Annotated in this window: 18 protein-coding genes and 2 tRNA genes; 5 read left to right on the plus strand and 15 right to left on the minus strand. The window is 68.2% G+C overall.

From position 1 onward, the window contains the following. Nucleotides 1-49: 49 nt before the first annotated feature. The 13 genes from tgt to BM172_RS16775 all read right to left on the minus strand — a co-directional run bounded on the left by tgt (nucleotide 50) and on the right by BM172_RS16775 (nucleotide 14,588). Complete coding sequence (gene tgt, locus BM172_RS16715; protein WP_026635129.1) at nucleotides 50-1,165, minus strand: tRNA guanosine(34) transglycosylase Tgt; 1,116 nt, start codon at nucleotides 1,163-1,165, stop codon at nucleotides 50-52. 162 nt (nucleotides 1,166-1,327) lie between these two features. Next, nucleotides 1,328-2,413 (minus strand): tRNA preQ1(34) S-adenosylmethionine ribosyltransferase-isomerase QueA, encoded by a 1,086-nt coding sequence (gene queA / locus BM172_RS16720; RefSeq protein WP_177218831.1) that lies wholly within the window; start codon nucleotides 2,411-2,413, stop codon nucleotides 1,328-1,330. A 30-nt stretch (nucleotides 2,414-2,443) separates the two neighbouring features. Continuing rightward, nucleotides 2,444-4,870, minus strand: coding sequence for a hypothetical protein (locus tag BM172_RS16725; RefSeq protein ID WP_035323298.1), 2,427 nt, complete (start codon nucleotides 4,868-4,870; stop codon nucleotides 2,444-2,446). 73 nt (nucleotides 4,871-4,943) lie between these two features. Then, nucleotides 4,944-6,149 carry a DUF3142 domain-containing protein gene (locus BM172_RS16730; RefSeq protein WP_051548629.1) on the minus strand — a complete coding sequence of 402 codons (1,206 nt, stop codon included), beginning with the start codon at nucleotides 6,147-6,149 and terminating at the stop codon, nucleotides 4,944-4,946. A 90-nt stretch (nucleotides 6,150-6,239) separates the two neighbouring features. After that, nucleotides 6,240-7,451, minus strand: a complete 1,212-nt coding sequence (locus BM172_RS16735) for an RtcB family protein (protein WP_026635127.1) — start codon at nucleotides 7,449-7,451, stop codon at nucleotides 6,240-6,242. A gap of 54 nt (nucleotides 7,452-7,505) precedes the next feature. Next, the gene (locus BM172_RS16740) at nucleotides 7,506-8,630 is read right to left on the minus strand and encodes a slipin family protein (protein WP_026635126.1); all 1,125 of its coding nucleotides are present in this window, start codon (nucleotides 8,628-8,630) and stop codon (nucleotides 7,506-7,508) included. 371 nt (nucleotides 8,631-9,001) lie between these two features. After that, nucleotides 9,002-9,072, minus strand: a tRNA-Val gene (locus BM172_RS16745). A 5-nt stretch (nucleotides 9,073-9,077) separates the two neighbouring features. Then, nucleotides 9,078-9,148: transfer RNA gene (locus tag BM172_RS16750), tRNA-Ala, on the minus strand. A gap of 661 nt (nucleotides 9,149-9,809) precedes the next feature. Next, nucleotides 9,810-10,412: a response regulator transcription factor gene (locus BM172_RS16755; RefSeq protein WP_026635125.1), complete on the minus strand. Its 603-nt coding sequence runs from the start codon at nucleotides 10,410-10,412 to the stop codon at nucleotides 9,810-9,812. Further along, on the minus strand, nucleotides 10,409-11,569 hold the full coding sequence (locus tag BM172_RS16760; RefSeq protein WP_035323296.1) for a sensor histidine kinase: 1,161 nt from the start codon (nucleotides 11,567-11,569) through the stop codon (nucleotides 10,409-10,411). The genes BM172_RS16755 and BM172_RS16760 overlap by 4 nt, the downstream gene beginning before the upstream one ends. Next, nucleotides 11,569-12,759 (minus strand): sensor histidine kinase, encoded by a 1,191-nt coding sequence (locus BM172_RS16765; RefSeq protein ID WP_035323294.1) that lies wholly within the window; start codon nucleotides 12,757-12,759, stop codon nucleotides 11,569-11,571. Before BM172_RS16765 ends, BM172_RS16760 begins: the two co-directional genes overlap by 1 nt. 105 nt (nucleotides 12,760-12,864) lie before the next feature. Further along, nucleotides 12,865-13,611, minus strand: coding sequence for an ABC transporter permease (locus tag BM172_RS16770; RefSeq protein WP_231504196.1), 747 nt, complete (start codon nucleotides 13,609-13,611; stop codon nucleotides 12,865-12,867). Between the two features lie 50 nt (nucleotides 13,612-13,661). After that, nucleotides 13,662-14,588 (minus strand): ABC transporter ATP-binding protein, encoded by a 927-nt coding sequence (locus BM172_RS16775; protein WP_026635122.1) that lies wholly within the window; start codon nucleotides 14,586-14,588, stop codon nucleotides 13,662-13,664. A 282-nt stretch (nucleotides 14,589-14,870) separates the two neighbouring features. Between BM172_RS16775 and BM172_RS16780 the strand changes: the two genes are divergently transcribed. The 4 genes from BM172_RS16780 to BM172_RS16795 all read left to right on the plus strand — a co-directional run bounded on the left by BM172_RS16780 (nucleotide 14,871) and on the right by BM172_RS16795 (nucleotide 20,597). Further along, nucleotides 14,871-16,367, plus strand: coding sequence for an aminotransferase class III-fold pyridoxal phosphate-dependent enzyme (locus BM172_RS16780; protein ID WP_026635121.1), 1,497 nt, complete (start codon nucleotides 14,871-14,873; stop codon nucleotides 16,365-16,367). Nucleotides 16,368-16,481: 114 nt separating this feature from the next. Then, nucleotides 16,482-16,817, plus strand: coding sequence for a PsiF family protein (locus BM172_RS16785; RefSeq protein ID WP_026635120.1), 336 nt, complete (start codon nucleotides 16,482-16,484; stop codon nucleotides 16,815-16,817). A 119-nt stretch (nucleotides 16,818-16,936) separates the two neighbouring features. Continuing rightward, the gene (upp, locus tag BM172_RS16790; protein ID WP_026635119.1) at nucleotides 16,937-17,578 is read left to right on the plus strand and encodes a uracil phosphoribosyltransferase; all 642 of its coding nucleotides are present in this window, start codon (nucleotides 16,937-16,939) and stop codon (nucleotides 17,576-17,578) included. 184 nt (nucleotides 17,579-17,762) lie between these two features. Next, complete coding sequence (locus tag BM172_RS16795; protein WP_026635118.1) at nucleotides 17,763-20,597, plus strand: lamin tail domain-containing protein; 2,835 nt, start codon at nucleotides 17,763-17,765, stop codon at nucleotides 20,595-20,597. Nucleotides 20,598-20,769: 172 nt separating this feature from the next. On the opposite strand, the gene pip is transcribed toward BM172_RS16795, so the two are convergent. Both pip and BM172_RS16805 read right to left on the minus strand, forming a co-directional pair. Continuing rightward, complete coding sequence (pip, locus tag BM172_RS16800) at nucleotides 20,770-21,723, minus strand: prolyl aminopeptidase (protein ID WP_026635117.1); 954 nt, start codon at nucleotides 21,721-21,723, stop codon at nucleotides 20,770-20,772. A 44-nt stretch (nucleotides 21,724-21,767) separates the two neighbouring features. Continuing rightward, nucleotides 21,768-23,171: an FAD-binding oxidoreductase gene (locus BM172_RS16805; RefSeq protein ID WP_035323293.1), complete on the minus strand. Its 1,404-nt coding sequence runs from the start codon at nucleotides 23,169-23,171 to the stop codon at nucleotides 21,768-21,770. A gap of 113 nt (nucleotides 23,172-23,284) precedes the next feature. Between BM172_RS16805 and serA the strand changes: the two genes are divergently transcribed. Beyond that, nucleotides 23,285-24,517 (plus strand): phosphoglycerate dehydrogenase, encoded by a 1,233-nt coding sequence (gene serA, locus BM172_RS16810; protein WP_026635115.1) that lies wholly within the window; start codon nucleotides 23,285-23,287, stop codon nucleotides 24,515-24,517. Nucleotides 24,518-24,533: the final 16 nt, after the last annotated feature.

The following is a 24,533-nucleotide window of genomic DNA, read 5'->3' on the forward strand; positions in this document are numbered from 1 at the left end:
CAACCTGGCGGCGGTGTTGGGGTTCGCCTGCGGCTTACCCCAACCTACGTCAATCCATGCGCCTCGCGTAGAACTCCGCCACGAACTCCTCCAGCTTCCCGGCCGCGATCGCCTCGCGCAGCCCCGCCATCAGGCGCTGGTAATGCCGCAGGTTGTGCATGGTGGCGAGCTGGCTGGCCAGGATCTCGTTGCAGCGGTCCAGATGTCGCAGGTAGGCGCGGCTGAAGCCGCCGGCGCAGGCGTAGCAGTCGCAGCCTTCCTCGATCACCCGCGTGTCCATGGCGAACTTGGCATTGCGGATGCGCAAAGTGCCTTCGGCGGTGAACAGGAAACCGTTGCGCGCGTTGCGGGTGGGCATCACGCAGTCGAACATGTCGATGCCGCGGCGCACCGCCTCGACGATGTCCTCCGGCCGGCCCACGCCCATCAGGTAGCGCGGCTTGTCCGCCGGCAGCAGGGGCACGGTGAAGTCCAGCGTGTGGTTGCGCTCGGCCTCCGGCTCGCCCACCGCCAGGCCGCCCACGGCGTAGCCGTCGAAGCCGATGCCGACCAGGCCCTCGGCGGAGCGGCGGCGCAGGTTCTCGTACACGCTGCCCTGCACGATGCCGAACAGCGAATTGGGATTGTGCAGCTCGTCGAAGGCGCGGCGCGAGCGCTCGGCCCAGCGCAGGCTCAGCTCCATCGAGGTGGCGGCCACCTTCTCCGTGGCCGGATACGGCGTGCACTCGTCGAAGATCATCACCACGTCCGAATCCAGTGTCTTCTGGATGCGCATGGATTCCTCGGGCGAGAGGAATACCTTCGAGCCGTCCACCGGCGAGGCGAAGGTCACGCCCTCTTCGGTGATCTTGCGCTTGTGCGCCAGCGAGAACACCTGGAAGCCGCCGGAGTCGGTGAGGATCGGCTTGTCCCAGCCGATGAAGCGGTGCAGCCCGCCGAACTGTTCCACGATCTCCAGGCCGGGCCGCAGATACAAATGGAAGGTGTTGCCCAGGATGATCTCGGCGCCGATCTCGACGATGTCGCGCGGCGTCATCGCCTTGACCGAGCCATAGGTGCCCACCGGCATGAAAGCCGGGGTTTCCACCGTACCGCGGTCGAAACTGAGCCGGCCACGCCGGGCCGCGCCGTCGGTGGCGGAGATGTCGAAACGGAGGGAAGTCATCGGGAGATTATCGCCGGTTTGTGGCTTGCCTCCCAACTGGAAGTCCTTCTCCCTCCGGGAGAAGGTGCCGGCAGGCGGATGAGGGTACGGGCGAAGTGGTGCGCCCCACTCCGCCCGCACCCTCACCCCAACCCCTCTCCCGGAGGGAGAGGGGCTCAAGCCTCAGCCCGGCGGCAGGATCATCATCGCGTCGCCATACGAGAAGAACCGATACCGCTGCGCCACCGCATGCCGGTACGCCTGCAGCACGAACTCCCGCCCCGCCAGCGCGGACACCAGCATCAGCAGGGTCGACTGCGGCAGGTGGAAGTTGGTGATCAGGCCGTCGATGCTGCTGAACTTGTAGCCCGGGAAGATGAAGATCTGCGTCTCGCCCGCGAACGGCCGCAGCTCGCCGTCGCGGCAGGCGCTCTCCAGCGCGCGCACCACCGTGGTGCCGACCGCGATCACCCGCCCGCCGCGCGCCCGCGCGCGACGCACCTGCTCGACCAGCCCCGCGCCGACATTGAGCCATTCGCGGTGCATCTGGTGATCCTTGATCTCCTCGGCGCGCACCGGCTGGAAGGTGCCGGCGCCGACATGCAGGGTCACGTAGCCGAAGTCCACGCCCAGCTCGCGCAGCTGCGCCAGCATGGCCTCGTCGAAATGCAGGCCGGCGGTGGGCGCGGCCACCGCGCCGGGCTCGCGCGCGAACACGGTCTGGTAGCGCTCCAGGTCGCTGGCGTCGGCATGGCGCTCGATGTAGGGCGGCAAAGGCATCTCGCCCAGGCGGCGCAGCAGGCGCTCCAGCGGCTCGGGCGATTCGAAGCGCAGGCGGAAGAACTGGCCGTCGCGGCCCAGCACCACCGCATGGCTGCCATCGGCCAGCTCGATGCGCCCGCCCTCCTTCGGCTTCTTGCTCACGCCCAGCTGGGCGGTCGCCTCATGCGCGCCGGTGACGCGCTCGAGCAGGATCTCCACCGCGCCGCCGCTTTCCTTGCGCCCGTACAGCCGCGCCGGCAGCACGCGGGTGTCGTTGAAGATCATCAGGTCGCCGGCGCGCAGCAGCGTGGGCAGCTCGCGGAACATGCGGTCCTGCAGCGCCTGCGCCTGTGTATCCAGCAGCAGCAGGCGGCTGGCCGAACGCTCCGGCAGCGGGGCCTGGGCGATCAGTTCGGGCGGCAGGCGGAAATCGAAATCTGACTTCTTCAACGGTCGGCTCGGCAGAGGCCGCGGGCGGCGGGCGATGGGCGGCGGGAAATGGCGCATTATCCCGCAGCCCGGCCGCCCCGGCACGCTTTACGCGGTTTTGGCCGTCCGCCTGCGGCGGCGCACGACGGTAAAACTGACGAGACCGATCACCAGCACCAGGCCGCCGGTGAGCAACGGCACGTTATGCCGCACCGCACGCCTGGCCTTCACCACATAAAGATGCCGCTGCATCACCCGGGCGCTGGCGAAATCCGGCTCCGGGCAGCTCTCGCCGAAGTGCTCGGCCCACGGCACGTACGCGCCCTGCTTCACATAGCGGTCGTACAGCGCCTTGGCCTTGAGCAAGCGTTCCGGCACCACCGGCGGCGTGCCGTCGCCGTTGTCGCCGTAGTCCGGCGGGCCGTCGAGCATCCAGCCGCTGGCCTTGCACAGCACCGCGGCGAAAGCTTGCGAACGCGGCGGCAGCAGGTCGGCCGCGCCGGCGGCGCGGTCGGCGGCGAGATAGCGGTAATGGAAGCGGCGATCGGGCTTGGGCGCGGTGTCGGCGTAGCGCTGGCGCTCGCCGTCGGTGACCAGGGATTGCTTGAGGTCGTCGGCGCTGTGCCCGCTGCCGCCCTGGAAGCCGCCGCCCATGTCGTTGTAGTCCGGCCCCTGCTCGTAGCCGAACAGCTCCATGCCCAGCTCGCGCTGGATCGCCGCCGCCTTGTAGCGGGCCTCGGCCTTGCCGATGTCGGTCCAGGCATGCTCGGCATCGTGCAGTTCTTGAGCGAATTCGCGCGCCTTGGCGCGCAGGTCGTCCTTGCCGAAACGCGGGTCGCCGCTGGCCGGGAAATAGTCCTGCGCTTCGTCGTAGCGGCCGGCGCGCATCAGGCGCCTGGCCAACACCCAGCGCAGGTTGTCGCCGAACGGCGCCGAGCCGGGGTAATAGCCCGGCGCGGACGAGCCCGGCCTGGCCGGCGCCGGCGGCGGCGAGGCCGGCACGCGCGCATCGATGAAGCTCTTCAGCTCCTCGATGGTGAGCACGCGCTCGGCCAGGTAGGTCACGTCGTTGCCGAAGCCGATGCCGCTGGTCTCGTCCGCGGGATAGAACTCGTTGCCGCTGCCGCCCACCGCGACGGCGGCGTCGTACAGCCGCCCCATCGCCTCGACGTATTCGCCGCGCGCCAGCGCCAGCACGCCCTGCTCGCCGACCAGCAGGTGGGTGTTGTCGGGATCGATGCTGGCTTTGGGATCGTTGGCCTTGGGAAAGGCTTTCACCGCTTCGGCATAGGCGGCCGTGGCCGCGGCGAGGTCGCCTTTCTGCAGCGCCAGCTTGGCGCGCACCCAGCTCGACAGCGGGCCGGGCGCCTTGTCGACCAGCTTGGCCGCCAGGTCGTAGCGGCCGGCGCGATAGGCCAGCGCGGCCAGGCGATCGGCGCCTTCCACATGCTCCAGCCCACGCTGCTCGATCGCCGCCACCAGCGCCACCAGGCTCGGGTTGGGCTTGCTGGTCGTGCTCTTGCCGTCGGGCGCTTCGCTGAGCACGTCATCCGTGCGCGCCAGCGCATAGATGACCAGCAGGCGCTGCGACACCGGATGATCGATCAACCTGGCGGCAAGCTCGTCATCGCGCAGCGCATTGCCGGCCAGGATGGACAGCGACTGCACCGCGCTGCCCGAACCATGCCCGGCCTGCGCGGCGTACAGCGTGACGGCGTGCTTGATGTCGTCCGGCGCCAGGCGCAGGCCACAATCGTTGTCGGGGCCGGCGATCTCATTCCAGGCGCAGGGCTTGCCGTCGACATACAGATGCAGGCGCGCCTCCTCGCCGAAGCTGGACAGCGCCAGGCCCAGCGTATCGCTGCCGCCGTCGAGCGCACGCGTGCGCGCCAGCTGGAAGGCCTTGGCCGCGGCATCGCTCTCGCGCTTGAACGCGGCGGCATCGCCGGCCTGGTCGCGGGCGCGCTCGGCATGGATGCGGCCGAGCATGTACGCCGCCCACACCGCGCGCAGCTTCGCCTGTTCCGGCAGCAGCGCCAGCACTTTCTCGAAGCTGGCGACGGCGTGGTCCATGGCGGGACCGGTGGAAACCAGGCAATGCTCGGCCGGTGCCGCCTCGCTGGCGGCGCCCTCGCCTTCGCAGGCGCCCTGCGCGATCTCGAAGTCCGCCGCGCCGGCGGCATACAGGCGCAGATCCTCGGGCAGGCCGGTGCTCTTCGCGTAGACCTCTGCACCGCTCTGCAGCTGGTTCAGCGACTGGAGCTGCGTCCATTGCTCTGGTGTCAGGCCCAGCGACTTGGCCATCGCCGCGGCGTCGTCCGCCTTGGGCGCTTCTTCCGAGGCGTCGCCGGGAATCTTGTCGGTGGCGGGCAGCAGGTCGGCCGCCTCGAAGGCGAAGCTGTTCCGCGGCGTGGCCTTCAGCGTGGTCTCGCGATGATCCAGCAGCTGGCTGGGAAAATCGGGGCCGCAGGCCCAGACGGCGGCTCCCGCGATGCCGGCGAGCAGGCCGGCCGCAATCCATTGGCGCTTGTACATCCGAATCCTTCCCTTGGGGAGACGCTTGACCTGCGAATGATGCGGGGAAAGCCGGCGCAGCGGAATAGCCGGCTCAAGGCGCCAGCGCAGGTTGCCCGGCGGCGTCGCCGCAACGCGCCCAGCCGACGGCGCGCTGGTAGTGCGCGCGCAGCCAGCCGTCGCGCTCGCGTCGCAAGAAAGGGCGACCTTCCCGGTAAGCCAACGCATAGCCGTTCACCCCATCGGCAATGGTGCAGCCCGCGGGCAGCTCGATGCGGGACGGCAGGCGCGCATCCACTTCGCCGTCGTTGCGCAGGACCACGTCCGATGCGCCGGGCGCCGCACCGGGCTGGAAGAACACCGCCAGCGTTTCCTTGAGCGGTGCGCCGGCCATTACCGCGCGCCAGGTGGGCAGGCTCCAGGCGCGTGCGTCCTGCACGGTGGGCAGGCGGAACCACACGATGCCGGCCAGGTGCGCGGGCGGATCCTTGCGCAGGCCGGCCAGCAGCTTTGCCACCTCGGCCGGCGCGGCAACCAGCTCGCTCGCCTCGCGGCCGCCGGCCAGCAAGGGCGCCTCGCTTTCGATGGCGACGACGCGCCCGTTGTCGTCCCAGGACACGCGCGAACCGTAGGTGGGCAGCGCGACGCGGAACCGCTTGCCGACACGCGCGGCGAACCGGTCGATCCAGCTGCGCGCCAGCGCAGGTTCGAACAGGCCCGCGCGCGGCGATTGCACCGCATGCACCTGCAGCACCACCTCGTCGACCTGCGCGGTCACGCGCTCCAGTTCGCCGGAAGCGAGCCAGGCCGGCAAGGCGGTGATCGACAGCGGCGTCGTGCCCAGGTCGCGCTTGAGCCGCGCCAGGAAATCCGCGTAGGCCGGCAAACGCGCGGTACCGCAGTCGTGATCGATCTCGATGCCGGCAAGCGGCAGGTCTTTCCAGCGCTCACGCAGGACGAGCGTCTGCGCAAGCAAGGCGTCCGCATCCCACTGCGGCAACTGCCCGTCGATGCGCACCACCAGCACCACCGGCCGGTGCGTGGCGGCCAGCGCGGCGCGATCCACCGCCACGGGCTGCAACTGGCCGTGCGCATCGGTCTGCGCGGCCAGCACGCGCCATGTACGGATCAAGTCGGCCGATTGCGCCAGCGCGGAGGTGACCGCGGGGTTCCATTGGCGCTGCCAGACATAGGCATCGTGCGGCAGCGGCGCGGACGGATGCTGGCAGGCGGCCACGCAGGCACAGGCCATCGCCACGGCCAGCCAGCGCAGCCCCCTCCTCCATGCCTCGCGCACCATGCGTCCCTCCCGCCAGAGCAGCGCGCATTCTAGCCGCACGAAAAAAAACGCCGCCCGGAGGCGGCGTCGAAAACGTACCGGCACACAGGCTCAGCCCTTCACGCACAGCACCTGGCGCAGCGTGTGCACCACTTCCACCAGGTCGGTCTGCGCGGCCATCACCGCATCGATCGACTTGTAGGCCGCCGGCGATTCGTCGAGCACGCCGGAGTCCTTGCGGCACTCCACGTGCGCGGTGGCCGCTCGGTGCTGGGCCAGCGTGATGCTCTGCTTGGCCATGCCGCGGCTCATCACACGGCCGGCGCCGTGGCTGCAGCTGTGGAAGCTGTCCGCGTTGCCTTTGCCACGCACGATGTAGCTCTTCGTGCCCATGCTGCCGGGAATGATGCCCAGCTCGCCCTCGCGGGCGCTGACCGCGCCCTTGCGGGTGACCAGCAGCGACTCGCCGAAGTGCGTCTCGCGCTGCACATAGTTGTGGTGGCAGTTCACCGCCTGCTTGTCGAGCTGGAACTTCGGCAGGCGGTGGCGCAGCTCGTTGAGCACCCGCGCCATCATCGCTTCGCGGTTGTGCCGCGCGTAGTCCTGCGCCCAGGACACCGCCTCCACGTAGTCGTCGAACAGCGGCTCGCCTTCCATGAAGAAGGCCAGGTCGCGGTCCGGCAGATGGAAACCCAGCACGCGATGCGCCAGTTGCTCGCGCGCCCGCTCGATGAAGTAGGTGCCGATCAGGTTGCCGGTGCCGCGCGAGCCGGAGTGCAGCATCACCCACACGCGCTCTTCCTCGTCCAGGCACAGTTCGATGAAGTGGTTCCCGCCGCCGAGCGTACCCAGCTGCTGTTCCATCTTGTCGGTGCGGATCCTGCGGTGCTTCGCCTTGATCAGTTCCAGCCGCTGCGCCAGTCCGGACTGCACCAGCCGCGTGCCGATGCCATCCGGGATCCTGCGGTGCTCGCCGCTGCCCACCGGCACGCCGCGCTCGATGCTCGAACGCAGCTGCGCCAGGCTGTCCGGCAGGTCCGTCGCGCGCAGCGTGGTGCGCACCGCGGCCATGCCGCAGCCGATGTCCACGCCGACCGCGGCCGGGATGATCGCGCCGCGCGTCGGCACCACCGAGCCCACCGTGGCGCCCTTGCCCAGGTGCACGTCCGGCATCACCGCGACCCACGGGCCGACGAACGGCAAGGCCGCGATATTACGCAGCTGCGCATGCGCCTGCGCTTCCAGCGGCACGCCGTCGACCCAGCCCTTGATCGGCTTGGCGCCTTCGGCATGCAGTAATTGATATGAAGTTTCGGTACTCATGTTTGTCGTTCCTTAAGGGCCGCCGCGGCGATTCCTTCCGCCGCACCGGCTGTTTTACTCCTTGAGGGTCACCAGCTGCTTCAGCACGCCATCCAGGCCGCCGAACACGGTCAGCTTGTCGATCTTCTCGGTGACCTTCTCCAGCGCCTCCAATTCCTTCAGGCGCATCAGCACGGGACTCTCCTCGATCAGCCTGGCGGTGTTGAGCAGGGAGCGCGTGGCGTTCGCCTCCTCGCGGCGGCGGATCACGTTGGCCTGGGCCGCCTTCTCCGCCTGCACCACGCTGTTCAAGATGTCCTTCATCTCGCCCGGCAGGATCACGTCCTTGATGCCGACGCCCAGCACTTCCACGCCCAGCTCGGCCACGCGGCTGTACACGTAGGCGAAGATGTCCGCATCCAGCGAGGCCTTGTCGCCCAGCAGCTCGTCCAGCGTCTTGGACGACACCGCTTTGCGCAGCCCGTACTGCAGCTCGCGGTAGATGTAATCGCCGTACTTGACCACCTTGGTGCGCGCGGCGACCGGGTCGGTCACGCGCAGGCTGGCGGCCAGGTTCACGCGCAGGCTCACCTTGTCGCGGGTCAGCAGTTCCTGGCCCGACACCTCCAGCGACTGCACGCGCAGCTCGATCACCTCGGCGGCCACGTTCTTCCTGAACTGCCAGAACGCGTAGCTGCCCGGCGCCAGCGTGCGCACCAGCTTGCCGTCGATAAACAGCAGGCCGGCCGACTCCGCCGGGACCTCCAGCGCCAGCGCCACCCTGGACAACAGGCCGAGCTGGCGCAGGCGGTTGACCACGTCGGCCGGCACTTCCAGCGTGCCGGCCAGCGGCAGCAGGCGCAGTTCCACCGGCACCAGGTCCTTCCAGTACAGCTTGCGCGTACCCGGTGCGAGCACGTCTTCCAGCTTGCCGTTCTTCAGCACCAGGCCGACCTGGTCGACGCCGACGTCGGCCAGCAGGAAGCGCGGCGCCAGCCGCGTATCCATGCCGGCCATCAGCGCCTCGGCATCGCTGCCGGCGTATTCGGCGCGCGCCACGTTGTGCAGCACGACGGCGATGCGGCCGAGCGGATCGAAACAGCGGTACACGCCGGGGGCGAGCACCTGCTGCAGTCGACGGTTGCGGTACAGCAGACCGCGCTCGCCGTCGCCGACCACGATTTGCTTGATCCAGAACATGGGAGTGACTCCTTTTATCCCGTTATTCGGGTCGCCTTCTATTAATGCCTTTCGCACGGGCGATCCGTGGCGCGCGAAAAACCGCCTTGATAATCAACGGGCGTAACACGCCCTCCCTCTCGGGATAATCGGCCATAACCTTTTCATGGCCGATCGAATTAATAGGGTGGAAGCGCCCCTGGCGTCGGCGACGCGGGACCGTCGCGCCTCCACGGGGGAGACGGACGCCATCCGCTTGCCGGCGAACCTCCGCCCCATTTCGGGACGACAGTCCGGCGTGGCCTGCGCTGCGGCGACGAAGGCTCACCTTCCCTGATGAGGCCTTCGGCGCCGCGCGGGGCGATTCCTGTGCTGGGAGCTTTCGCTCCCGGGGTTTGGAGCGGGAATCGAACCCGCGACACCCGGCGTGTCAGGCCGATGCTCGACCACTGAGCTTTCCAAAGCAGCGACGTGCCGGATTCGAACCGGCGGCCAATGGCATGCGAAGCCAATGCTCTACCCGACTGAGCTAACGTCATTCGCGAAACACCGAACGTGCAGGCCCGGCATACGCTGCCGGCAAAGCCGCGCGCACCGGACGGGCGCTTGAACCCGTACCGCTGGAGCCTGTCGTGGCGATGCTTCGCATGGCCGGCTGTCGCCAACCGGTCATGCGCATGGGCGCAAAGCACCCGAATCCTGTTGAAACACTGCCGATCACCCGCCCGCCCGTACCGAAGCATCAAGGCACAGCGCATCCAAGCGCCGCTCGCGGTCGCCCCTGCTTCGGTCGCGATGCGGCCGGATGCCTCAGGGCGGAAGTGGTCTTCCGGTCATCGACAGTCCCATCACCTTCCGGTGCATGAACTCGTCCTTGCGAACGCCGAAAACAAAACGCCCCCGGGTGGTGAACCCGAGGGCGTTCGCGTTGCCTCGGGAGATCGGGGTGACCGATCTCCGCGCAAGCTTGAGATCAGTCGATATGGATGAAGCAGCCGCCCAGCGCCGGCCGCATGCCATGCACGCACGGCAGCGCGTCGCGGCTTTCGCGCGAGGACAGCGTGTTGTGAGTGACGTGGAGCGACATGGGTTTAATCCTGGCCTTTTCAGTTAATGCACATCGCCGCTATTGGCGAGGCGCGAACATTACGCGAGCCCGATTATCGAAGCAAGCACTTTTTTAACGCTTAAGAATAATTCTTACAGCCAGCCTTTCTGGCGCGCGAGGCGATAAGCCTCGATGCGATTGGCGACACCCAGTTTGCCGATCGCCTCGGAAAGATAATTGCGCACCGTGCCGTGCGAGAGATTCAACTGCGCGGCGATCTCGCTGGCCGATTGTCCTTCGCCGGCAAGGCGCAGCACCTGCCGCTCGCGGTCGTTCAAGGGATCGGCTTCCGACCATGCTTCGAGCGCAAGCTGCGGATCGATCGCGCGGCCGCCGCGATGGACCATGCGCAGCGCCTCGGCCAGGTTCTCCGCCGGCGCGTCCTTCAGCAGGTAACCCGACACGCCCGCATCCAGCGCGCGGCGCAGGAAACCCGGACGGGCGAAGGTGGTCACGATGATCACCTTCATCGGCAGCTCGTGGCGCTGGATGCGCTGCGCCAGTTCGAGGCCGGTGATGCCAGGCATTTCGATGTCGGTGACCAGCACGTCGGGCTTCAGGCGCTGCACTTCGCGCCACGCGGCTTCGCCGTCCGCCGCGGAGCCGAGCACTTCGATATCCGACTCGAGATTGAGCAGCGCGGTCAACGCGCCGCGCACCATCGCCTGGTCTTCCGCGAGCAGTACGCGAATCATGCGGCGCTCTCCGGCAGGCTCGCAGGGGCCGCGTGCGCCAGCCTGGCCAGCGGCACCTCGATGCGCAGGCAGGTGCCGCGCCGCTTCGGCGAATCGATCTCCAGGCTGCCGCCCAGGGCCCGCACGCGCTCACGCATGCCGCTGACGCCGTTGCCGTGCGCGGCAAGCCCGCCGCAACCGTTGTCGCTGATGTGCATCTGAAACCTTGCCTTGTCGTGGACGAAACGCACGCTGGCCGCACTGGCGCGGGCGTGGCGATGGATATTGGTGACCGCCTCGCGCAGCACCAGCGCCAGCGGCGCCTCGACCGCGGGAGGCAGCGCGCTGCCTTCCGGCAGTTCGCTGTCGAAGCTCACGCCGGAGGCTTCCAGCATCAGGCGCGCGGAGATGATTTCCGAAGCGAGGTCGCTGCGGCGCATGCCGGTCACCGCGGCGCGCACTTCGGCCAGCGCATGGCGCGCCACGCGCTCCACTTCGGTCATTTCCTGCTGGGCACGCGGCGGGTCTTCCAGCGCCAGGCGACGCGCCAGTTCTGACTTGATCGCGACCAGCGACAGCGTATGCCCCAACAGATCGTGCAGGTCGCGGCCGATGCGCTCGCGCTCGGCCAGCATGGCCAGGCGGCGCACTTCGATCTGCGTCAGGCGCAGGTCGGCGTCCTTGCGCAGATTGTTGATGTAGAGAAAGTTGCTGGATCCGCCGAGGACGGCGCCGACGAACATCACCAGCATCACCCACCAGGGCACCTGGACCCAGAGCACGGTGGCCAGCAGCGTCGCCAGCGCGATCATGGCCACGCCCCGCAGCCACAGGCGATACGAAGGCGACGCCGACAAGGCGGTGCAGGCGCTGACCACATAGCCCAGCGCCACCGGATTGGCCCGCCACAGGCCCAGGCCCATCACGACCATGCCCATCACATACCAGTGCAGGCGGCGCGAGGAACCGAAATACACCTGCGCGTGCAGATAGAGGAAAACCGCCATGCTCAGCAAGGTCGGCGCGAACCACGACCAGGCAAAGCCATGCACGCTGAAAGGCACGACCGGCAGCATCACCACCCAGATGGCCTGCCCCAGCGCCGAGCGCAGCACGAACGCCGGCGAGCGGAGCTGGCTGTACAGCGAATCCGGCGCGGGCGCGAACGGCAGGCGCATCACACGCTCGTCGACTGCGGCCGTGGCGCGGCTTCCATGGCCACAGGCTGCAGCAGCTTCGGCTGCGGCCATGGCACGGTGACCAGCAGCACGGTGCCGCGGCCGCGTGGCGATTCGATGCTCAGATGGCCGCCCAGCGCGCGCACGCGTTCGCGCATGCCGCACAGGCCGTTGCCGTCTTCGCCGACGCCGCCGCGGCCATCGTCGCTCACGCGCAGGCGCAAGGTGTGGGCATCGCGTTCCAGGTCGATGCGCGCCTTGCTCGCCTGCGCATGGCGGGCGATGTTGGTGACGGCCTCGCGCAGGATCAGCGACAGGCCGCGCTCGATCTCCGCCGGCATGTCGGCTGGCGGCGCCAGGTAATCCAGGTGTACGCGGGAGGATTCCAGCAGCAGGCGTGCCGACGCGAGCTCCGCGGCGAGGTCGGTGGCGCGGATGCCGGTGACCGCCGAGCGCACTTCCGCCAAGGCATGGCGCGCCACGCGTTCGGCTTCGGCCACCTCGCGCTTGGCCGCCTCGGTATCGCGGTCGAACAGCTTGCGCGACAGCTCCAGCTTCAGCGTGATCAGCGACAGCGTATGCCCGAGCAGGTCGTGCAGGTCGCGGCCGATGCGCTCGCGCTCGGCGGTGGCGGCAAGGCGGCGCACTTCTTCCTGCGACAGCTTCAGCGCCGCGTCCTTCTCGTGCGCATAGCGTTCGACGTGGGTCACGACGGCGATGATGATGGTCGTGCAGGGGATCGATACCAGCGCCTGCCACGGATAACCGATGAAACCCGCCACGACCACATAGAAGGAATTGGCCAGCAACAGGCGCAACAGCAAGGGCATGATCCGCTTCGCGCTGGCCATGCTGTACGACACGCAGCCGTAGACGAAATACGCCATGCCGCTCGGGTACCACGGCGCCAGCACGATGCTCATGCCCATCAGCCCGATCGCGTAGCGCGGAGCGATCCGCCGCGCCGCCAGCATCGACTTGGCGAACAGCGTCAGGAACAGCGGGTACGACAGCAGCGTGAGGAGTGCCCACCTCAAGTCGTAGTGGCTGCCCATGGCGGGGGTGATGAAGACCCACACCGACCACAGCAGGTGCACACTCTCGGCCCACACCGACTTGCCCTGCCGCCGGATCGAAGCGACACGCGAATCCGGCGCTGGCGCGAACCAGGAGCGCAACTGCTTGAGCATGGCGGTGACCCTCCCCACAGGTCGCGTGACAACAACTGGCGCAACAATCGTCTTGATCGATTCAGGCCGCGCAACCGAGAGTTGCGCGGCCTCCCGCATGCTACTTCAACCGTGGCGCCGCAGGCGGCGCGCGGCGATGGCGAGGAAGACCGCCGAGAAGGCCGCCAGGGCCGCCACGTGAGGCCACACCGCGTCGTGCCCCAGTCCCACCACGGTCAGCGCCACCTGGTTGAGGTGATACGGCGGCAGCACCAGCGCGATGTCCTGCACGGCCTTGGGCATCAGCGACAGCGGAAACCACAGGCCCGACATGAAGGCCATCGGCAGATAGATCAGGTTGACGATGCCTGGCCCGCCAGTGCCCTTGATCAGCATGCCCAGCATCAGGCCCATCGCGCAGAACGGCAACGCGCCGAACAGGTTGGTGGCGAACAGCCCCGCCATCTGTGCCGGGGACAGCTGCACGTGGGCGACCAGCGTGGCAAGCAGCACCAGGATGCAGGACACCACCGCCGCCGCAAAGATCGACATCACCACCTTGCCGAGCAGATAGGTGCCCGGTGGCATCGGCAAGGCGCGCTTGAGCGTAAGCAGGCCGTTGTCGCGCTCCATCGACAAGGCCACGCCGAAACCGAACAGGCCCGGCGACATCACGCCGAAGGTGCCGTAGGCGGCGAGCAGATAGCGTGGTGCATCGGGTCCGTTGGCGTGGCCGATCAGGATGCCGAACATCAGATAAAACGCGGTGGGCAGGATCAGGGTCGGGATCATGAAGCCGGGGTTGCGCAGATAGCGCAGGCATTCGGCACGCGCTTCCTGCAGGTAGGCACCGAGGACCCGGCGCAAGCTCATCTCGCGGGAAGCGGATGCGGCGGACATGACGGCAGAGGAGACGGCGTTCATCAGGCGGCCTCGCGGGTGGCTTCGGTGGGCGCCTCGGCGGCGCGTGTCAGTTCGGTAAACGCTTCGGCCAGGCCGGCGCGCTGGACTTCCAGTTCGCCCAGTTGCGCGTCGGCGTCGAGCAGGCGGCGCACCACGCTTTCGGCACGATCGGTGGACAGCCACAGGCGTTCGCCTTCGTCGCGCGCTTCGGCCACTTCCGGCCACGCCGCCACCTCGGCCGCGCGCAGGCGGGTGATGCAGCGCACGCGCTTGAGCGCGACGCGGGCGCGCAGGTCGTCCACGCTGCCTTCGCTCAGCACGCGGCCGCGCGCCATCACGCAGACGCGGTGCGCCAGCGCCTCGGCTTCTTCCAGGTAGTGCGTGGTCAGCACCACGCCCGCACCTTCGGCGACCAGGTGGCGCAGCGCGACCCAGAGTTTCTGGCGCGCTTCCAGGTCCATGCCCACGGTGGGTTCGTCCAGGAACAGCAGTTCGGGGCGGCCGCACAGCGCGAGCGCGAATTGCACGCGACGCTGCTGGCCGCCCGACAGCGCGGCGTAAGGACGCTTCAGCAGATCGGCCACGCCGGCCAGTTCCGCCGTCTCGCGCTCGTCGCGCGGCGCGGGGTAGTAGCTGGCGGTGAGCCGCAGCAGTTCGCCGACGCGCAGCGTCGGCGGCAGCGCGGCGGATTGCAGCATCACGCCAATGCGGCGGCGCGCCACGAGCTGCTGCGGATCCTCGCCGAACAGTTCGACGCGGCCCGCGTCGGGCCTGGCAAGGCCAAGCAGCATCGAAATGGTGGTGCTCTTGCCGGCGCCGTTGGGGCCGAGCAGCGCGAAAATTTCGCCGCGATGCAGCATCAGATCCAGGCCGTCGACGGCGGTGTGATTGCCGTAGCGCTTCACCACCGAAGACAGCTGCGCGATAGGTGAACCAGTCGTGTTCATGGGCTTCCCTCCTTTGCCCGAGATGCTAGGCATCGCAAGGCCCGGCGGGCATTCGCGGGCGTCAGCCCGTGCAGGTGACAGCCGTCATCCGCCCGGCTCCCCCGGGGTTACGGCGCCGACGAAGGCGGGTTATCCTCGGTGAATCGCCGACGCATGAACCTGCGCGGCGCGCATGACTGAGCGGGCATTCCAGATCGTTATCGGACCCGCCAAGCATTCATCGCGATGTTGGCAGGACGCGCCATCCCCCATGGCCCCTGCGTACCTTGAGGAGGAACCATCATGGGTGTGATCGATCAGCTGCGCGAACTGCGCGATTTCGGCGGCGCGCCGCAGACCACCGGCCTGGACGACGCGATCATCGAGCGCTTTGCCGCCAGCCACCCGGAGCTGGCGCAGGCGATCGGCGAGGCGGTCGAACAACATCGCGCGCTGCGCGCCGACCTGAGCGACTTCCTCAAGCTCGACGAAGCCGAGCAGCTGCAGGTGGCGCAGGCGGGCTTCGTGAATTTCTATCCCGACGACGGCATCAACCGTTACTTGCCCGCCGCCGCGCGCGGCCCGTGGGTGGTCACGCTGAAGGGCTCGGTGATCCACGACAACGGCGGCTACGGCATGCTCGGCTTCGGCCATAACAACGAGGCGATCCGCACGGCGATGAGCCGCCCGCAGGTGATGGCCAACGTGATGACGCCGAACGTCTCGCAGATGCGCTTCGCGCAGGCGCTGGACCGCGAGCTCGGCCGCAACCGCGGCGGCAATCCGTATGCGCGTTATCTGTGCCTGAATTCCGGTTCGGAGTCGGTCTCGCTGGCCTGCCGCATCGCCGACGTCAACGCCAAGGCGATGACCGAGCCGGGCGCGCGCTATGCGGGCCGCACGATCAAGCGCCTCGCGGTGAAGGGCGCCTTCCACGGCCGCACCGAAAAGCCGGCGCTGTATTCCGATTCCACCCGCAAGACCTACCAGCAGCACCTGGCCAGCTATCGCCACGAGGACACGCTGATCACCGTGGCACCGTACGACGTGGCGCAGCTGGAAGCCGCGTTCGCCGATGCGGATCGCCACGGCTGGTTCATCGAAGCGATGTTCCTGGAGCCGGTGATGGGCGAAGGCGATCCCGGCCGCGCGGTGACGCCGGAGTTCTACAAGGCCGCGCGCGAGCTCACCGAAGCGCACGGCTCGATGCTGCTGATCGATTCGATCCAGGCCGGCCTGCGCGCGCACGGCGTGCTCTCGCTTACCGACTATCCCGGCTTCGAGAACCTGCCCGCGCCCGACATGGAAACCTTCTCCAAGGCGCTCAACGCCGGCCAGTATCCGCTGTCGGTGCTGGCGGTGAACGAGCGCGCCGCCGGCCTGTACCGCAAGGGCATCTACGGCAACACCATGACCGCCAACCCGCGCGCGCTCGACGTCGCGCTGGCCACGCTGGACGAGCTCACCGACGAGGTGCGCGCCAACATCCGCGAGCGCGGCAAGGAATTCGTCGACAAGCTCAACGCGCTGAAGAACGAACTCGGCGGCCTGATCACCAAGGTGCAGGGCACCGGCCTGCTGTTCTCCTGCGAGCTGTCGCCGGAGTTCAAGTGCTACGGCGCCGGTTCGATCGAGGAATACATGCGCGAGCGCGGCGTGGGCGTGATCCATGGCGGCGTCAATTCGCTGCGCTTCACGCCGCACTTCAAGGTGACCAGCGCCGAGGTCGACCTGGTGGTCGCCCACGTGCGCCAGGCGCTGCAGCAGGGCCCGCGCAAGCTGAAGGCGGAAGCTGCCTGAGGCTTCGCATGAACGCCGGGCCGCGCGCCCGGCGTTCCCCCTCTAGCCAACCGCGGCGAGCGGCATAGACTTGCGCCCGCCGGCACTCGCCGGTCAATCCAGGAGGGTACCCGCATGTTCTTGCGTTTCAGCCTGACCGCCGCCAGCATCGCCCTGGCCCTCGCCGTTTCCACCGCCGCTTTCGCCGCGCCGCAGGCCAAGAAGGAGCTGACCCCGCAGCAGCAGCGCATGGCCGACTGCAGCAAGCAGGCGACCGGCAAGAAAGGCGACGAGCGCAAGGCCTTCATGAGCAGTTGCCTGAAGGGCGAAGCCGCCGCGCCGGCGAAGATGACCCAGCAGGAAAAGATGAAGGCCTGCAACGCGGACCCGAAAGCCAAGTCGCTCAAGGGCGACGACCGCAAGAAGTTCATGAGCTCGTGTCTGAGCGGCAGCGCCGCGGCGAGCCCGTAAGCCACCCATCGGTTGTCCGCCGCAAGGCGCCGCTTCGCTGGAGCGGCGCCTTTGCTTTGTTGGGACCGCCCAGGCCCGGTACGCCATAATCCCCGCACTCCGCCTACGCAGGACGCCCCATGAAGCTCGTCGAAGTCCGCCACCCGCTCATCCAGCACAAGCTTGGCCTGATGCGCCGCGCCGGCATCAGCACCAAGGAGTTCCGCGAGCTGGCCTCCGAAGTCGCCGCGCTGCTCACCTACGAGGCCACCAAGGACCTGGAGACGGTGGACAAGCACATCGACGGCTGGGCCGGCCCGCTCACGGTCCACCAGATCAAGGGCAAGAAGATCACCATCGTGCCCATCCTGCGCGCCGGCCTGGGCATGCTGCCCGGCGTACTGGACCTGATCCCCGCCGCCAAGGTCAGCGTGGTCGGCCTGCAGCGCGACGAGGAAACGCTCCAGCCGATCGCCTACTACGAGAAGCTGACGGGCCGCATGGACGAGCGCATCGCCCTGATCGTGGACCCGATGCTGGCCACCGCCGGCACCCTGGTCGCCACGGTGGACATGCTCAAGGCGGCCGGTTGCAAGCGCATCAAGGGCCTGTTCCTGGTCGCCGCGCCGGAAGGGTTGAAGCGCATCGAACAGGCGCATCCGGACATCGAGATCTACACCGCCGCCATCGACGACCACCTCAACGAGCACGGCTACATCCTGCCGGGGCTGGGCGATGCGGGTGACAAGATCTTCGGCACGAAGCAGTTGCCCGCCGGCTGACATGGCCGGCGCAGGTTGGGGGGAGCGGAAGGCGAACCCCAACGTTGCGCACTGTTGGGGTTCGCCTGCGGCTCACCCCAACCTACGTCCTGTGCTGAGAACCTGATTAGCAATTTTGTCGCATTAACTTGCTAGCCTCCGCCGCGGAAGGATCCGTCCGGATCCCCAGAGAGGGAGTGGGTCAATGGAAGCAAAGCACGCCCGGCGCGCCCTATGGGCCGCGCTGCTAGGAATCGCGTCGATCGCATCAGCCCAGGCGGCCGACCTCAGCATCAGCCAGTTCCGCGTACGCGGCCCGTCCGGCGGCAACGACGAATTCGTCGAACTGTTCAACGCCGGCACCACCACGCTGGACCTCTCCGGCTACAAATTCAACGCCTCGAACGCGAGCGGCACCACCGGCACGCGCCTGACCTTCCCGAGCGGAACCTCGATCGCGCCGGGTTGCCACCTGCTGCTGACCAACAGCGCGAGCGGCGGCTACTCCGGCAGCGTCGCCGGGGACCTCAAATACAGCACCGGCGTCACCGATGACGGCGGCCTCGCCCTGCTCGATGCCGGCGGCCAGCCGGTCGACCAGGTCGGCCTTTCCGCCGGCTCCGCCTACAAGGCCGGCACGCCGCTGACCTCGCTGGGCAGCACCAATGCGGACAAGGGCTACGGCCGCAAGACCAACGGCGCCGGCCTGCCGCAGAACACCGGCGACAACCAGGCCGACTTCGTGGTGGTCACGCCCACCGCGCCGCACAACGCGGCCAGCGCCTGCGCCGTGATGAACCTGTCGCTGTCGATCGCCGACTCCAGCGCCACCGTGCACGGCGCGGCCAACGTCAGCATGCCGTTCACCGTCACGCTCAACCAGCCGGCTCCGGCCGGCGGCGTGAGCGTGCATGCGGTGACCCAGGACGACAGCGCCACCGTCGCCGCGGGCGATTACGACGCCGTCGACACCACGCTGACTGTGGCCGAAGGCCAGACCCAGGCCAGCTTCAACGTGGTCGTGCACGGCCGCACCACCGGCTCGCCGGACAAGGCCTTCGTGGTCAAGCTCGACCAGGTCACCGGCGGCGCCACGCTGGCGCGCGACAGCGCGATCGGCGCGATCCTATACGACATCCCGGTCGCCGCGGAGATCTGGCAGATCCAGGGCCGCGAGCAGACCTCGCCGCTGCTAGGCAAGTCGGTGACCACCACCGGCAATATCGTCACCGCGGTGGGCCCGGCCGGCTTCACCATGCAGACGCCCGACAGCCGTGCCGATGCCGATCCGCTCACCTCCAACGGCGTGTACGTGTTCACCTCGGCCAAGCCGACGGTCGCCATCGGCGACGTGGTCGACGTGGCCGCCAAGGTCGACAACTACTACCACCTGACGGAACTGAAGAACGCCACGGTCACCGTCACCGCGCACGGCGCCACGCTGCCGAAGGCGGTGGTGTTCGGCGCGCGCACGCCGTCGTCCGATCCGAACAAGCTGTCCTGCGGCGCCACCAACTTCCAGTGCTTCGTCGGCATGCGCGTGGTGATCGAGAACGGCATGATCAACACCGGCAACAAGCGCTTCAGCACCGAACCGTTCGCGGAAGTGAGCATCACCGCCAACGGCAAGCGTTCGCTGCGCCAGCCGGGCGTGCGCTTCAGCGTGCCGGTGCCGGCGGGCGTCGACCTGCCGAACTGGAGCGGCAATCCGGAAGTGTTCAAGATGAACACCGACGACTTCGGCGCGGTGCCGATCAACACGCCGTTCGTCGCCGGCACCACCTTCCGCGCGGAAGGCATCATCTCGTACGACTTCGGCGCCTATACCTTCATCCCGACCAGGATCGACGTGAAGCGCGCCGCGCCGATGCCGCGCCCCGTGCTGCCGACGCCGCCGTTCGCGCTGCGCATCGGCGCGTTCAACATGGAGCGCTTCTGCGACAGCGAGTTCAACACCACCTTCACCTGCAGCGGCGACAGCAAGGAGCCGACGCCGGACCAGGTGGCGCTGAAGACCCGCCGCCTGTCGGCCTATGTCGGCAGCGTGCTGAAGCTGCCGGACGTGCTATCGACCGAAGAGGTGAAGAGCCTGGCCGTGCTGCAGGGCCTGGCCAAGCAGCTGGGCGACGACTACCCGGTGAAATACGACGCCTACCTGCTGCCGGGCCATGACCCCAGCGGCATCAACGTCGGCTTCCTGGTGCGCGCCGATCGCGGCGTGCGCGTGTTGTCGGTGCGCCAGCTCGGCGCGGACGAGACCTGGGACGACAACGGCAGCACCGCCTTCGTCCACGACCATCCGCCGCTGCTGCTGACGGCCGAAGTGCGCGGCATGCGCTTCCACGTCATCTCGGTGCATCCGAAGGCCCGCACCAACGTGGACAAGGACAACGCCACCGCCGTGCGCGATCGCCTGAAGCGCTTCACCCAGTCGGTGTCGCTGGCCAAGCAGGTGCAGGAACTGCAGACCCGCTATCCCTCGCAGCCGCTGCTGGTGGTGGGCGACTTCAACGCCTACCAGTTCAGCGATGGCTGGGTCGACGTGGTCGGCATGATCTCGGGCAAGTACAAGGACAGCGAGAACCTGCTGAAGCTGGGCCAGAACATCGTGCATCCGGCGCTGTGGAACGCGGTGGAATCGGTGCCGGAGAACGATCGCTACTCGTTCCTGTTCACCGAGAACTTCGGCGAGATCCAGGGCTATACGCAGGCCGGCAGCGGCAACTCCGGCCGCGAAGTGCCGACGGTGCAGGTGCTCGACCATGCCCTGCTCAACCGCGCCGCCTCGTTCCGCTTCCTGCACATGCAGTACGGCCGCGCCGATCTCGACGCACCGGCGCAGACCGAAGCCGATGCCGCCAACGCGGCGGACTGGACCAAGGCGATCGGCGCCTCGGACCACGACGGCTTCGTGCTCGACCTGTTCGCGCCGGCGATGTTCGATCCGCATGGCGACCACGATCATGGGCATGACAACGACCATGGCCACGATGACGATCACGGCCACCATGGGCATGACGGTCACGGCAAGGATCATTAAGTGCCTAGTGCGCAGGTTGGGGTGAGCCGCAGGCGAACCCCAACGCTGCGATGCGCATGAAGGCGGTCATGTTGGGGTTCGCTTCGCTCACCCCAACCTACGCCAATCCGCAGTAACCAAAAGGCCACGCCCGTCGCCGGGCGTGGCCTTTCTCTTTGGTGTCGGCGGCAGCTCAGCGAAAGCGGTCGGTGGCTTCCAGCAGCTCGTGCACGATGCCCGGCTCCAGCGCCGAATGCCCCGCATCCGCCACCACGCGCAGGTCGGCTTCCGGCCAGGCGCGATGCAGATCCCAGGCACTGCGCATCGGGCACACCACGTCGTAGCGCCCCTGCACGATGACCGCGGGAATCCTGCGGATGCGCTCGACATTGCGCAGCAGCTGGTCGTCGTGCTCGAAGAAGCCGCCATGCACGAAGTAATGGCATTCGATGCGCGCGAAGGCGAGCGCGAATTCGTCCTCGCCGCTCGAGGCGATATGGCTCGGATCCTGATAGAGATGGCTGGTCGCCGCTTCCCACACCGACCAGGCGCGCGCCGCTTCCACGCGCAGCGATGGATCGGTACTGGTAAGGCGGCGGTGGTACGCGCTCATCAGATCGCCGCGCTCGGCTTCGGGAATCGCCGCCAGATAGCTCTCCCACGCATCGGGGAACAGCGCGTCGCAGCCCTTCTGGTAGAACCATTCCAGTTCCCAGCGGCGCAGCATGAAGATGCCGCGCAGCACCAGCTCGGTGACCTTGTCCGGATGGGTCTGCGCATAGGCCAGCGCCAGGGTCGAGCCCCACGAGCCGCCGAACACCTGCCAGCGATCGATGCCCATGTGCTCGCGGATGCGCTCGATATCGGCCACCAGGTGCCAGGTGGTGTTGTCGGTCAGCTCCGCGTGCGGCGTGGACCGGCCACAGCCGCGCTGATCGAACAGCACGATGCGGTAGGCCTTGGGATCGAAGAAGCGGCGGTATTGCGGATTGATGCCGCCGCCGGGACCGCCGTGCAGGAACACCACCGGCTTGCCGTCCGGGTTGCCGCACTGTTCGTAGTACAGCGTATGCAGCTCCGACACCTGCAGCGTGCCGGTGTCGAACGGCTCGAGCTCGGGATACAGCTTGCGGCGGTGCTGGGTCATGCGGGCGTCTCCGGCGATCAAAGCGCGGAGGATACCGCAAGGCCCTAGAAGAGCTTGCCGGGGTTGAGGATGCCGTTGGGATCGAACACCTGCTTCACGCCGCGCATCAGCGCGATTTCCGCCGCGCTGCGCGTGCTTTCCAGGTAGGGCTTCTTGACCAGGCCGATGCCGTGCTCGGCCGAGATGCTGCCGCCGTGGCGCTGGAGGGCGGCGGCCAGCAGCTTGGTCACCTGCTCGCACTGCGCGATGAACTCGGCATCCGCCAGGCCCTCGGGCTTGAGCACGTTGATGTGCAGGTTGCCGTCGCCGATATGGCCGAACCACACCACTTCGAAATGCGGATAGGCATCGCCCAGCAGCGCCTGGATCTCATCCAGGAACGCCGGCAGCGCGCCGATGCGCAGCGAGATGTCGTTCTTGTACGGCTTGTGCGGTGCCAGGCTCTCGGTGATGCCTTCGCGCAGGCGCCACAGTGCGGCAGCCTGGGCCTCGCTCTGCGCGATCGCGCCGTCGGCGATCCAGCCCTCGTTGACGCCGTGCTCGAACGCGGCCAGGGCGGCGTCCTGCGCGGCCTCGTCGGCGGCGTCGAATTCGGTGACCACGTAGAACGGATGCTCGCCGTCGAGCGCGCGCTGCGCCCCATGCGCCAGCACGTGGCGCAGCGCGATGTCGGTGAAGAACTCGAAGGCCTGCAGCTTCAGGCGCGCGCGAAACAGCGCGAACACCTGCATCAGCGCGGCCATGTCCGGCAGCGCCAGCAGCATCACCTGCGACGGCGGCGGCGGCTCGGCCAGGCGCAGGGTGGCTTCGACCACGATGCCGAGCGTGCCCTCGGAGCCGATCGTGAGGTGGCGCAGGTCGTAGCCGCTGGAATTCTTGATCAGCCCGCGATTGAGTTCGAGCAGTTCGCCATTGCCGGCGATCACCTTCAGGCCGGCGATCCATTCGCGCGTGTTGCCGTAGCGGATCACCCGGATGCCGCCGGCATTGGTGGCGATATTGCCGCCGATGGAGCAGGAGCCGCGGGCGGCGAAGTCGACGGGGTAGATCAGCCCATGGGAGCGCGCCGCATCGTGCACGGCCTGCAGGGCGATGCCGGCCTGCACGGTGAGGGTGCGGTCGATCGGGTCGAAGCCGAGCACGCGGTTCATCCGTTCCAGGCTCAGCACCAGCTCGCCCTGCGCCGCCACCGCGCCGCCGGACAGGCCGGTGCGGCCGCCGGAGGGCACCACCGCCACGCCGTGCTCGTTGGCCCAGCGCAGTACGGCCTGGGCCTCCTCTACCGTGGCCGGCAGGGCGATGGCCAACGGTGCCGGGGTCCAGCGCCGGGTCCAGTCGCGGCCGTAGTGCTCCAGGTCGGCCGGCGCGGTGAGCAGGCGCAGCCCGGGCAGGCGGGCGGCCAGTTCGGCCAGGGCGGCGACCTTGGGGGACTGAGCGGGTGCGGTCATGGCGGCTCCGGAAGCGAGTCGTCCAGCCTGCCAGCCGCAGCCGTTGCGGTCCAGTGCTGCGCTGCCGCATAGTGCCGCTTTGCCATCCTTCACCCGAACACGCCCGGCGGCCCATGAAAACCTCGTATCCGAAAGCAGACATCAAGGTCCTCCTGCTCGAAGGCGTCAGCCAGAGCGCCGTGGAAGTCTTCCGCCGCGCCGGCTACAGCCAGATCGAGTTCCATGAGAAATCGCTGCCGGAAGCGGAACTGAAAGCGCGCATCGCCGAGGCGCACATCGTCGGCATCCGCTCGCGCAGCCATCTCACCGCCGACGTGCTTGAGCAGGCGCGCCGGCTGATCGCGGTGGGCTGCTTCTGCATCGGCACCAACCAGGTCGACCTGGAAACGGCGCGCCAGCAGGGTGTGCCGGTATTCAACGCGCCCTACTCCAATACGCGCAGCGTCGCCGAGCTGGTGATCGCCGAGGCGATCATGCTGTTGCGCGGCATCCCGCAGAAGAACGCGCTGTGCCACCGCGGCGGCTGGACCAAGTCGGCGGCGGGCAGCTTCGAGGTGCGCGACAAGGTGCTGGGCATCGTCGGCTACGGCCATATCGGCACCCAGGTCGGCGTGCTGGCCGAGTCGCTGGGCATGCGGGTGATCTTCCACGACATCGAGACCAAGCTGTCGCTGGGCAACGCGCGCGCCGCCGGCAGCCTGGACGACCTGCTGGAACGCGCCGACGTGGTGACCCTGCACGTGCCGGAAACCCCGGCCACCAAGCTGATGATCGGCGCCACCGAGCTGGCCAAGATGCGCAAGGGCGCGGCGCTGATCAATGCCTCGCGCGGCACCGTGGTCGACATCGACGCGCTGGCCGCGGCGCTGCGCACCGGCCATGTCGCCGGCGCGGCGGTGGACGTGTTCCCGCTGGAGCCCAAGGGCAACGACGATCCGTTCGTGTCGCCGCTGGTCGGCATGGACAACGTGATCCTCACTCCGCATATCGGCGGCAGCACGCTGGAGGCGCAGGACAACATCGGCATCGAAGTGGCGAGCAAGCTGGTGCGCTACAGCGACAACGGTTCCACCCTGTCGGCGGTGAACTTCCCCGAGGTGACCTTGCCGGAACATCCGAACAGCCGCCGCCTGCTGCACATCCATCGCAACGTGCCGGGCGTGCTGTCGCGCATCAACGAATTGTTCTCGGCCGGCAACATCAACATCGACGCGCAGTTCCTGCAGACCGATTCGCAGGTGGGCTACGTGGTGATCGACGTGTCCGCGGACGAGGCGCAGGCCGGCGCGTTGAAGGACCGGCTGGCGGCGATCCCGGGCACCTTGCGCAGTCGCGTGCTGTACTGAAGCGCGCACTTGTTTG

Origin of the sequence: Dyella marensis (assembly GCF_900112865.1) — a bacterium.
In the GTDB taxonomy this organism is placed as follows: domain Bacteria; phylum Pseudomonadota; class Gammaproteobacteria; order Xanthomonadales; family Rhodanobacteraceae; genus Dyella_D; species Dyella_D marensis_A.